This is a genomic window from Vibrio lamellibrachiae, from assembly GCF_050337265.1.
Classification (GTDB): domain Bacteria; phylum Pseudomonadota; class Gammaproteobacteria; order Enterobacterales; family Vibrionaceae; genus Vibrio; species Vibrio kyushuensis.
Map to the genome: position 1 here is coordinate 11,740 of NZ_JAKJSU010000004.1, position 13,080 is coordinate 24,819.

The following is a 13,080-nucleotide window of genomic DNA, read 5'->3' on the forward strand; positions in this document are numbered from 1 at the left end:
TATTTCGTTTTTTTCGTTTCGTAATAGCGTCACATCAGCACTTCAATTAGGTTTGGTTTAATGATTCTCAAATTGAGAAACAAAATAGAAAACCTAATTGTAATCTAGTAATTACATCTATCCTTATGATAAATAAGCAAATAAATATTGGTTCGTATTTTGCTACCTAATGACTTCTAAGCCTTGTTCCAATAAGGATTGTTGTTGAGGCTCCTGCGTCACGTCTAACCAAGGAAGTCACCATGAGTAAACTAATTCAATTACCGGTTGATGCAAAAATTGTAATCAAACAAAACGGAGAGCTAGTACTACTAACGGAAGGAGAACCGCTACAGTCTGGTGATATTGAGATTACTCGTGAAAAGTTTGAAGCGATGACAAAGGATGGCTCAGACACAAAGCTTTTGAATCTTGATGTTATCCCCCATGAGGATGCAGAAGCGTTATTTTCAATTTTGGAGCAAGGTTTAGATCCAACCCAACTTGATGAATTTGCAACAGCGGCTAACGCTATCAACAGTAGTCAGTTGGTCAATGTGGAAACAATTGAAAGAGATGGTAGTGAAACTATAGCCAAAACCTATTTTGAAACGGATGCTAATACGGAAAGTACACAAAGCGACGAAATTTCTTTATTTGACGATCCTGCTTTTAAAGGAACAAATTCAGCCCCGGTTGTATTTAGTGAAACCAGAACATTTTCAGAAGAGTCAGGAGCGAGTTTACTAGGGCTAAACGTTCCATTTGATACAGACAGCACAACTCTAGTGATCACCATTACGGCATTACCAGTACATGGTTTAATCAGTCATTTAGACGGTTCATTGATCAGTATTGGTGACACATTAACGTTAAGTGAGCTCTCTGAAATATGCTTTCATGCTCCTGAAGATTGTGACGATGGCGAGATCGCAGGCGTGTTGTCATATCGTGTGGACGATGGAAGTGGCCAGCTGAACGGGATACAAGAAGCCAGTGTCGAAATTATCGTTCAATCGGTAAATGATGCACCTGTCGCTTACGACGATGAAAACTCGATAAACGAGAATCAAGTGTTAGTTGCAACACTCCCTGTCTCAACCGACATTGATGGCTCAATTGTAGATTATCAACTCGTTCAAGCACCTACTCTTGGGTCAGTGGTAATTAATAGCACCGGTTCATACACGTTTGATGCGAGCGAAGGCTTTGATTACTTGCCAGAAGATCAGACACTGGTGGTGACATTTACCTATGTCAGTATTGATGATGATGGTCTACCGAGTGAAGAACAAACAGTCACTATTACAGTGGTCGGGACTAATGACGCTGCTGTGATATCAGGCGATGCGGAAGAGAATGTTATTGAAGATTTTTCATTCGAAGACAACGATTTATTGCTCCTTTCAGAAAACGGTTCACTGCGCTTAAGTGATGTCGATGGAGAAGCTGAAGAAGCGTTTGATACAGAATCGGTTACTGGTAGTGACGGAGCTTTAGGAACATTACAAATAAGTTCTGAAGGTGATTGGCAGTATCAAGTGGATAATAGTTTGGTGCAGTACCTTGGTGAAGGTGAAACCAAAATTGAAAGCTTCACACTTACTTCGATTGATGGAACGGAACATGTTGTAACCATCACGATTACAGGCGTTAATGATACTGCTATTATCACTGGCGAAGCGTCAGGTTCAGTGTTGGAAGACTTTAGCTCTGTAACCCTTACTGACAATGGTCAGTTGTTAGTTTCTGATGATGATCAAAACCAGTCTAAATTCAATATCGCTAGTGTTATTTCATCCTTAGGCGCTCTGGGTTCCATTACTATTGATGAAGATGGGGCGTGGGAATATTCGGTTGATAATGGCGCTGTTCAGTTTTTGGGTGAAGGCGAAACCAAACTGGAGAGCTTTACCGTTAGCAGTGTCGATGGCACCGAACAGACCATCAATATTACGATTACAGGGATCAATGACTCTGCTGTAATAACTGGCGTAGCTTCTGGTGAGGTTGTTGAGTCAAATAGCTCAGTAATGCTATCCGAATCAGGTCTACTGCTCGTTGATGATACAGACAACAGTGAGTCAATGTTTGATGTTGAAAGTGTTGTTGCACAAGACGGTGTTCTGGGCGTATTAACTATTAGTGAGTCGGGGCAATGGAACTATAGTGTTGCCAATGGGCTTGTTGAATATCTCGGTGAAGGTGATACGAAAACGGAATCGTTTACCGCCTCAAGTGACGATGGAACAGAGCACACTATCGAAATCACGATTACTGGAATTAATAACGCCGCTGTCATTACAGGTGATGCGATAGGTGACGTGTTGGAAGGCAGCGCACATAGCTTAACTGATTCCGGTGTGCTCACAGCAACCGATGTTGACCAGGGTGAATCGATTTTTGATGTTGAAAGCGTTGTCTCTCCGTTAGATGCTCTAGGGGAATTGAGTATTAGCGAGGCAGGAGCATGGCAATACAGCGTGCTTGACTCTTTAGTGCAGTACTTGGGTGAAGGCGAAACTAAAGAAGAAACTTTCACAGTTCAGAGCGACGATGGCACACAGCACAGTATCGTGATTGAGATTACTGGTATTAATGGAAAAGCGGTGATAACCGGTACCGCGACAGGGTCGGTAACGGAAGATGACGATGACGCGCTTTTAGAAGAGACCGGAAAGCTAGATGTTGAAGATGAAGACCAACAACAGGCGGCATTTGATACTGAAAAAGTAACAAGTAGCGATGGTGTGTTGGGTACATTAGAAATAGATGAAGAAGGTAACTGGCAATACCAAGTGGACAACAATAAGGTCCAATATCTTGGTGAGGACGAGACTAAGCTAGAGCGCTTCACTGTTTACTCTGTTGATGGAACGGAACATACCATCGATGTGACGATCAATGGTATCAACGACACGGCTCAAATTGCGGGTGACGCTTCTGGCGACGTTATTGAAGACGAACATGCCACTACGTTAACAGAGCAAGGGCAGCTAACGATAACCGATGATGACCAAAACCAATCGGTCTTTAAAATAAATAGTGTGACTCCGCAAGGAACGGTACTTGGATCGTTAACCATTGATGAAGATGGCGCGTGGGAATTCAACATCAGCAATAGCCAAGTGCAGTATTTAGCCGTTGGAGAGCAGAAGATTGAGCGGTTTGATGTACAGGGCAATGATGGAACTACGCATACAATAGAAATAACCATTAATGGTACAAACGATGCACCAGAGATTAGTGGTGTGCTCTCTGGGTCAGTACAAGAAGAATTAACCACTCAGATTAGCGGTACTTTACTAGCCTCAGATATCGATAATGGTGCGTCACACACATGGAAAATTGTAGGAAGTACAGAGTCTCCTTACGGTGAAATCAGCATTGACCAAGACGGTAAGTGGACTTATGAACTCGATAACGATGCAGCTCAAAGTTTGGCGGCCGATGATACTGTCATTGAAACGTTTGTTGTAGAAGTAGCTGATGGGTTAGGTGGTGTCGATCAGCAAAACATAGTGGTCACAATACAAGGTACTAATGATTTCCCCGTCATTTCTGGGGACGATAGTGGGTTTACTGTTGAAGACTTAGTCCAAACGACAGATGGTACTTTGACCGTTGCAGATGTAGATCTCAATGATGATCACGCATGGTCGATTCAAGGCGATGGAGACGGTTTATATGGTTCGATCACTATCAATCAACAAGGGGAATGGGAATATACACTCGACCCAACAAAAGTACAGTCGTTCGAACAGGGCGAGTTATACAGTGAACAAACATTTACCGCAGTAGTCGATGATGGAAACGAAGGGACACACACGTTTGATATTAATGTCGATATACTTGGTCAAAATGATACCCCTTCAATTTCCGGTAGCTGGAAAAAATCAATCAATGAGGATGCAGGTAATAAGGTACGAAGTGGCACGCTTGTAACTGGTGATCCTGACGTTAATGAAACGCATACATGGACGATCACGACTGATCCAGTTGGCGAGCACGGAACTCTAACGTTAAGTAGCAGTGGTGTATGGACATACACACTGGATACCACGGATGAGCAAGCTGAAAGTACTCAAGCTTTATCACTTGGGCAGTCCTATCAAGATATCTTCTATGTGCAGGTTTCTGATAAGCACAATCAGATCGATACTCAAAAAATCATGGTGACCGTTAATGGGAAAAATGACGAACCGGAAATAGCCGGTGTTACCACGGGATCCGTGACAGAAGATTCAGCAGCGTTCATTAGTGCTAACGGTCAATTAGAACATGGAGATGTTGATGGTAACGATCAGCACTCGTGGGAAATTCAAATCACCCAAGGACAATATGGTGTTATTGAAGTAGATGATGCTGGGAAGTGGACGTACACACTCCAAAATGAACATGCTTCTGTTCAAGCTCTCCTGCCTAGTGAAACGCTAACAGAAACGTTTACCGTCAAAGTCACAGACGATACTTATGATGATGACTCCTCAAACAATGCTTCTGACACAGAAGCGATCACTATTACGATTACTGGTGATAATGACCTTCCAACGATTACTGGGGCAACGACCGGCAGTGTTATTGAAGCCACTCCAGAAAAAAGTACCACGACGGGGACGTTACTTGCGTTAGATACCGACGTTAATGACATCCACTCATGGGAAATTGTCGGGGAAGATCAAGACGGAGAAACTAACGGTGAATATGGAATTCTGACGATTAGCGATGAAGGTCAGTGGTCATACATTCTAGATAGTACTCGGTTAAGTACGTTATCGATTCCACCAGGCACGACCGAGGTAGATTCATTCCAAGTAAAAGTAACCGACTCAGTTGGGGCAGAGGAGTTTGTCAACGTTAATATTTCTGTGGCGGGCGTGAATACTGATCCTGATATAGAACTTGGTATTGCTCCGCCAATTGTAGAAGACGACATTGCTAATAGTATCTCGGGCACCTTCGGTTCCGGTGACCCTGATATCGGTGATAGCACATCATGGAGTGTTATCAGTGCCCCTAGTTACGGTGACTTTACCTTGAATGGAGCGGGTGATTGGAAATACACATTAAACAATCAGAAAGACGCGGTAAATGAGCTAGATGAAGACGATAGCTTGCTTGATAGCGTTCAGATAAAAGTGGTCGATCAATTCGGTAAGGTTTCGATTAAAGATTTCATTATCGACATTGAAGGGAACAATGACGCTCCAAATATTGTAGGTAACCTAACTAAAACGATCGCAGAAGATACGGCAAGCTTCTCGGGTGACCTGAACCACGGGGATCCAGATGCTGACGACACCCATACTTGGACCCAAAGCCACATCGCGGGTGATTATGGCTACTTTGTTTTGGAATCATCAGGCCGTTGGACTTATCACTTAAGCAACCATTTAGACGAAATTCAGCAACTCAACCCAGATCAGACGTTGAGTGAAACGTTTAGTGTTGAAGTAGAAGATAGTCAAGGTGAGACCGATAGTCGTGATGTCACAATTATTATCAAAGGAACGAATGATCTTCCCACGGTTACAGGGGAGTCATCGGGAACTTTCGTTGAAGGCCAAGTGATTGAGGAAATCGTTGAAGGATTCCTGCTCGAGCAATGGCAAGATTTGGTATTACCGTTCAATTTAGGTAACGGAGTAGCGCCAGATACAATAGAGCAAATTATTGAATCTGCGGGTACACCAGACTCATCTGAAGTGGTTCAAATACCAGACCTTAAGACAAGTCATTCACCGTCGATTACTAATGTATCAAGTATGTTGACGGATCTCGTCTACTTGGATGCCGATGAGACATATGTGTTTAGTGGTGTTGCGGATGATTCATTTAGACTTGAAATCGGCGGCGAGACACTTGTTTCTGAAACTTGGGGAAGCGTCGGGAGCGATGGTTATAACTCCGCAGAATTTACACCGGAAGCGTCTGGTTGGTATACGGTTACTGCATTCCATGATAACGAGGCCGGACCGGGTAGCGCGACGTTTAATGTAAAAGTAGGCAGTGCAGCCCCGGTTGAGTTGAATACGACTAATTTTGAGATTGTTCCGGATGCAACTTATCTTGAAGGCAAAGTGAATTTTGACCCGATGGTTGAACATGACTCTGAGGAGGGGGGCTATTACCCTGCTTCTAGCTCTGAACCCGTCGATGGTGAAATCGTTGGAACTCTAACGTTAGCCGATATTGATGATGACGATGTGCCTAGCTTTATAGAGCTTGATTACGTAGGGAACCTAGGTGATTTGGCTATTGAAGAATCAGGCGATTGGGCATTTGAAGCCAGTTCTGAATTATTGGATTCACTACAACAGGGTGACGTACATACAGAAACGTTTACTGTTATAGCGATTGATGAGTTTTATGGCGTCATTACTCAATCTATCACCATCAATATTGAAGGAACGCAAGATAATGCTTACGTACCGAGTGGTAGTTTTGATTCCTTTGAAGATATTCAGCTTGCAGATACGGTACTTGATGAACAGACAGTAAAAGAAGATGTGGATGATCAAGACGGTGATAACAGCGATGGTGACTTCACTTGCAGTGGCACGTTAGATATCCCTACTGGGCTTGGCACTTCTGCAACATGGGTGTTAGTTGAAGGCTCTGGTGAATATGGCGACTTAACCCTAGATCGCGATGGAAACTGGCAGTTCACGTTAAACAACAGCAGTGAAGCGGTGCAATCATTACAAAAAGATGAAGAAGATCAAGACACATTCACCTTCTTCGTCGTTGATAACAACGGTAAAACGGTGGTTGATAGTGAAGGCGTTCCGCAGTTACTCGAGATTGTCGTCAATGTACAAGGTAGTGAAGACGCACCGAATATCACAGGTACATTGGTTGGTAGTACCGATGCAAACAGCGTATCGACGATCAGTGGTGAACTCGCACCAGGGGATATCGATACTAATGATTCCCATACATGGCATGCGATGTCTCAATCAGGGGATTATGGCGTATTTTCCTTAGACGAAAATGGGACGTGGACCTATAACATAGACGAAACGCTGACGACATTAATCGAGCTGAACGGTAGAGACTCTGCACCTTTACAGGAGACATTTACCGTTAAAGTTGTCGATATGTTTGGTCTAGAGTCTGAAAAAGAGATTGTCGTAGCCATTAATGGAGTCAACGAAGCGCCTACCATTTCTGGTGTTAACGTGGCGAGTGTTAGTGAAGATAACCATATCACTCAAACCCTACAACTGATCGGTCAGGATGAAGATTCTGGTGATACCGTTACGTTTCAAGCAAAAAGTCTAAATGGTACTTATGGTCTGTTTATCATTGATGCTCTCGGGGAGTGGAGCTATACCATTTACAATGACGAACCGCACTTACAAGCACTAGCCGAAGGAGAGCAAGTCACTGAAAGCTTTATTGTTTATGCGAGCGATGACCTTGGTGCTGAAGCTAGCCAAGTTATTACAGTGACGGTTACAGGCTCAAATGATGCACCTATATTGTCTGGCGATACACAAGGAGTGGTAGAAGAGGCATCGGCGAGCAGTACGAGCGGGAAGTTAACGGCTGATGAAACTGATGTGGGTGACGGTGTCACATACGGTGTAGCAGAAGCCGGAGACTATGGCACACTAACGATTGACACTGAAGGTGAGTGGACTTATGTGGTTAATGACTTGCACCCTTCCGTAGAAGCCATTGCTGTAGGTGAAACGTTAACTGATACGATTCAAGTACAAGCAATTGATGCAAATAATGATGTTTCTGAGAGTTTATCAATCACTATTGTCATCAATGGTGCCAATGACCTTCCCATCGTATCTTTAGCTGAAAGCGACATCGAAGGGATGATAGATTCTGACAGCGTAGCGACAAACGCAGTTGGGACATTAGTTGCTGATGATTTCGATACGTCAGACACACACACCTTCTATTTATCGGGTAATGCTCAATCAGCGGAGGGTAACTTTGGTGAACTTACGTTAAACCTCGCGAGTGGAGAGTGGGAGTATCAACTTGATATAGATGCAGGGCTACTACTTAAAGATGAACTGGTCAGCGACATTTTTACCGTTTATGTAGAAGATGATAATGGTGGAGTGGGCTCTCAAATAATCACCGTTAATATCCAAGGTACCGATAATAACCCAATCATAACGGGCACCGTTACAGGGCAAGTAAAAGAAGACTATTCCAATGAAGTCTCTGGTACCGTCAGCGCCACTGATACAGAAACCGATGACTCAAGCCTCACGTGGCAACTAATAAGCAGTAATGTGGGCCAATACGGTACCCTGAGCTTTAATGTCGCTACAGGAGCGTGGTTGTATTCTCTAACGGCCGGATCAACAAATAATCTACCGTCTGATACTACTGATATTGAAGCGTTTATTGTTGAAGTATCTGATGGTGTGAAGACAACGCAAGAGACCATTACCGTGACGGTTATGGGTAACCGTCTTGTACAAGGCAGTGAAGGGTACGATATCTTAAATGCCACAACTGCTGATGAATGGCTATGGGGCGGACCAACTGATTTAAGTGACGTAAACCAAAAAGATACATTTTCTTGGAGTGACACCACTGTTGGAACACCTCTGACTCCGGGCGTCGATTACGTGAAAGATTTTGACGTGCTAAATGACATTTTAGATCTTAGTGAATTCGTAAACGCTAGTGATGTATGGGCATCAGCAGAAGTTGCTCAGAGAGTAGTCCTCACTGAACAGAATGATGAAGTAAACATTGAGCTTAATGATGCGAACGGTGACTTAGTACAAACCGTTATTCTTCAAGGAGTGGCTCTAAATGATTTGGCAGAAACAGATACCACTGGGTGGACGGATGAAGCGCTACTCAGTCACCTAGCGAGCGAACAAAAGGTTGTGATTTCAGATCAATTTGGTCATGAAGGGAAAGACACGATATCAGGCACATCAAACAGTGAAACTCTGATGGGCGGTGCAGATGAAGATCTATTCTACCTTATGGCTGATCAGTCGGGCACTATTGCCAATCCGGTGATAAAAACCATTGGTGATTTTGATCCCAGTGAAGATACCATCGACATAAGTGATCTGTTAACCGGTTCACCGAGCATGGCGGATTTACTCGCTAACATTGAGGTGAACGTTGTCGATGATGAAAATGACCCGTTTGACGCAGCAAGTACGACGCTATCTGTGACAGACGAAGGTGGTGGTCAAACAGATGTCGTTATTAATAACTTAGGCTGGAATGAGCTTGGTATTATCGATGTTGCAAACGCCACCGATGAGACCGTAATCAGCGCATTAGTGGATCAACTCAAACTGGTAAACGTTGGTGAATAGACCTTAGTGCTAACTTATGGCTAGTCAGCCCTCAAAATGAACGATAAACTCAACGTAAAAGCGCTCTCGGAAACGTTATCCCAGAGCGTCGAGTTATCATAATATTGAGGTAAATTGATGCAAGATCCTGAGTTTTGGCATAATAAGTGGGCAGCAAATCAAATCGGCTTCCATTTAGACGATGTAAACCCATTGTTGGTTCAATATTGGTCTCAGACTGAGCCGAAAAGAAGTGACTCTGTGTTTGTCCCACTCTGTGGTAAATCAGAAGATCTTGTATGGTTAGCCACTAAACATGACGAGGTTCAGGGTGTTGAACTTAGTAATATTGCCGTTCGTTCATTTTTTGCAGAGCATTTTTACACGCCAATGGTCACCACATTAAATGGGCAACATGAATTGTATCAGTTTGATGAACTGTCGATTTACGCAGGTGATGTATTTACCGCACCCGTTGCGAACGTGGACATTGTATACGATCGAGCTGCTTTGATTGCTTTGCCTGAAGCTATGCGTGGGCAATATGTAGAATTGATTAAATCGAAGCTCTCGCAAAATGGTCGTATTTTGTTGGTCACGTTAGATTATGCTCAAGATGAAATGGCAGGCCCTCCCTTTAGTGTTCCTAAAAGTGAGGTTGAAACCCTATTCTCAGATTATAAGATTACACATTTATATCGTGACGATGCAGATGAGAACCATCCAAAGAGAGTAAAAAAAGGTCTGAGTCGATTTGCCGAAGAAGTGTGGCTAATCGAACAAAGATAGTACTCATTTAGACACACCTTTAAAAAGAAAAATCCTAACTCACTCATTGAACAAAACAATTTATTGATATAACAATGGTGGTTAGGACTTTTTGTTTGGCGCTAGCTAAAGCCAGATAAGCTCGTTATTCGGTGAACTTAATACGTTATCTTAATCTTCTGAGCGCTTTCGATTGCATCTTCAATAGCTTTATCAACACTGTCACGACGTGTAAGTGAAACACCTAAACGGCGGCGACCATCAATATCAGGCTTACCAAACAAGCGAATCTGTGTTTGAGGCATAGCTAACGCTTCATTAAGGCCTTCGTAACGGATGTTATTTGAAGTTCCTTGCCCGAGTACTACGGCAGACGCTGAAGCACCATATTGCTTAATCGTGTTGATCGGCATGCCAGTAAATGCACGAACGTGAAGCGCAAACTCTGAAAGCTCTTGAGATATAAGAGTAACTAAACCAGTGTCATGTGGGCGAGGGGATACTTCATTAAAGATCACTTTGTCACCTTTAATAAATAGCTCAACACCAAATATACCGTAGCCACCAAGTGCGTTCACTACTTTTTCTGCGCTGAATTCAGCAGCTTTACGCGCAGTGTCTGTCATTGCTTGAGGCTGCCATGATTCACGGTAATCTCCTTCTTCTTGACGGTGACCAATCGGTTGGCAGAAATGAACACCATCGACCGCACGTACCGTAAGGAGCGTGATTTCGTAATCAAAGTCGATGAACCCTTCAACGATAACTCGACCAGCACCAGTACGGCCACCATCTTGTGCATAATCCCATGCCGCTTGAATGTCATCTTCAGTTTTCATGACACTTTGGCCTTTACCCGATGAACTCATCACGGGTTTACATACACATGGCAGGCCAGCAAATTCTACCGCTGCTTTAAACTCTTCAAACGTGTCGGCAAACTTGTAAGGAGACGTCGTGAGTTCTAACTCCTCGGCCGCAAGGCGACGAATACCTTCGCGGTTCATCGTTAACTTCGTTGCGTTAGCGGTAGGAACAACGTTTAGCCCTTGAGCTTCCAGCTCTACTAACTTATCAGTCGCGATAGCTTCAATTTCTGGTACAACGTAATCCGGTTTTTCAAGTTCAATAATGGCTTGAAGTGTATCTCCATCAAGCATGTCGATGACATGACTTCGATGAGCAACTTGCATTGCGGGTGCGTTTTCGTAGCGATCACATGCGATAACTTCAAAGCCTAAACGCTGACATTCAATTGCAACTTCTTTACCTAGTTCACCTGAACCAAGAAGTAAAACTCGAGTAGCACTTTTGCTCGTAGCGGTACCAAACATAAAAACCTCTTCATCAAACTGATTTGTAAATTCTGTGACGGATCATACTGATTGTGACGGTAAACGCAAACGTTTGCGTAAAATTAAAATAAGAAAATTTTGTAACAAGATCAGTTAGCAACAAAGAAGTAAGTTCATGCGTAAACATCGACAGAGAATGACGTTTCATTGATCTAAAGCGGGGTAAATATCGTCCAACGCTTCAATAATGGACACTTAAAGTGTTGGAGTGATTGCTCCAGAACCAGTGTCGTTATTAATCTCAGGAAGAGTTGCCGTACCATGCGTCAGTATATGAAATACATCATTCCCATTGTTATCCCCCTAATTATCTTAATGTTGCCCTTATCAGCCTTTCCGTTTGAAGGCTTGACCATCGTACAACAACGAGTAATCGCTATATTTTTACTTGCGGCACTGTGTTGGGTATTTGAGCCGATTCCAATCTATGCCACGTCCGTTGTCATTATTGTTTTGCTGCTCTTGATGGTATCGAATAAAGGGATATTCTTTTTCAAATTTGGTGAGGGAGAGGCTCATTTTGGAGAGTTACTTGCTTACCAAGATATTATGGCAACATTTTCCAGCCCAATCATTATGCTATTTCTGGGTGGTTTCTTTTTGGCGATGGCAGCGACCAAATATCGTCTAGACGTAAACTTAGCGCGCGTTCTACTAAAACCATTTGGTCAAAATCCTAAGTACGTGATGCTTGGCTTAATGCTTATAACTGGCATCTTTTCTATGTTCATGTCGAACACAGCAACAACTGCGATGATGCTATCAATTCTTACCCCTGTTATTGCAGTCTTTGGCCCAAAAGACCCGGGCAGAATTGCCTTTGCGTTGTGCATTCCTGTAGCTGCTAACATCGGCGGTATCGGAACCCCAATTGGAACGCCACCTAACGCGATTGCTTTAAAATACTTAGTCGGTGATAACTTAATTACTTTTGGTGAGTGGATGGCATTTGGTGTGCCCTTTGTGGTAATCATGATGGCTCTCGCGTGGTTTCTTATTGGCTTCATTTACAAAGCCGATCAAAAAACCATTGAGCTAAGCATTAAAGGGAAATTCTTAAAAACACCAAAAGCGATTGTGGTTTACATTACGTTTGCGATGACCATTATTCTTTGGTTGATGGGCTCTTCCCATGGAATGAATTCATATACAGTTGCACTTATTCCGGTCGCTATATTTTCCATCACTGGCATCATCAATAAAGAGGATCTTAAGAGAATATCGTGGGACGTTCTATGGCTGGTTTCCGGTGGTATTGCTCTAGGACTCGCGTTAGATAAAACCGGCCTTGCAAGGCTGATGGTGCACAGTATTCCATTTGACGCATACTCGCCATATATCGTGCTATTCGGTGCGGCATTCTTATGTCTGGTGATGGCGAACTTTATGTCACATACAGCAACGGCTAACTTACTGATGCCAATCATGGCAGCCCTTGGTTCATCAATGGCGTCATTAACCCCATTAGGCGGTGAGTTAACCCTGATCTTAGTGGTTACTTTTGCGGCATCATTAGGTATGTCACTTCCAATCAGTACACCACCGAATGCATTAGCACATGCAACGGGACATGTTCAAACCAATCAAATGGCAAAAGTCGGAATTGTTCTGGGTGTTGTCGGGGTTCTGCTGAGTTTTGTCATGGTCTGGGTGTTACATTCAGTAGGTCATATAGGTTAGAA

Annotated in this window: 4 protein-coding genes; 3 read left to right on the forward strand and 1 reads right to left on the reverse strand. The window is 43.3% G+C overall.

Annotated elements, in window-relative coordinates; all coding sequences use genetic code 11:
* The first annotated feature begins 242 nt into the window (after positions 1 to 242).
* Together L4C54_RS00295 and L4C54_RS00300 are read left to right on the forward strand one after the other, a co-directional pair.
* Positions 243 to 9,296, forward strand: a complete 9,054-nt coding sequence (locus L4C54_RS00295) for a VCBS domain-containing protein (RefSeq protein WP_428806624.1) — start codon at positions 243 to 245, stop codon at positions 9,294 to 9,296.
* A gap of 117 nt (positions 9,297 to 9,413) precedes the next feature.
* The gene (locus tag L4C54_RS00300; RefSeq protein ID WP_428806625.1) at positions 9,414 to 10,064 is read left to right on the forward strand and encodes a thiopurine S-methyltransferase; all 651 of its coding nucleotides are present in this window, start codon (positions 9,414 to 9,416) and stop codon (positions 10,062 to 10,064) included.
* A 137-nt stretch (positions 10,065 to 10,201) separates the two neighbouring features.
* On the opposite strand, the gene purT is transcribed toward L4C54_RS00300, so the two are convergent.
* Complete coding sequence (purT, locus tag L4C54_RS00305) at positions 10,202 to 11,377, reverse strand: formate-dependent phosphoribosylglycinamide formyltransferase (RefSeq protein WP_428806626.1); 1,176 nt, start codon at positions 11,375 to 11,377, stop codon at positions 10,202 to 10,204.
* Between the two features lie 282 nt (positions 11,378 to 11,659).
* On the opposite strand from purT, the gene L4C54_RS00310 reads away from it, so the two are divergent.
* Positions 11,660 to 13,078, forward strand: a complete 1,419-nt coding sequence (locus L4C54_RS00310; RefSeq protein WP_428806627.1) for an SLC13 family permease — start codon at positions 11,660 to 11,662, stop codon at positions 13,076 to 13,078.
* Positions 13,079 to 13,080 lie beyond the last annotated feature (2 nt).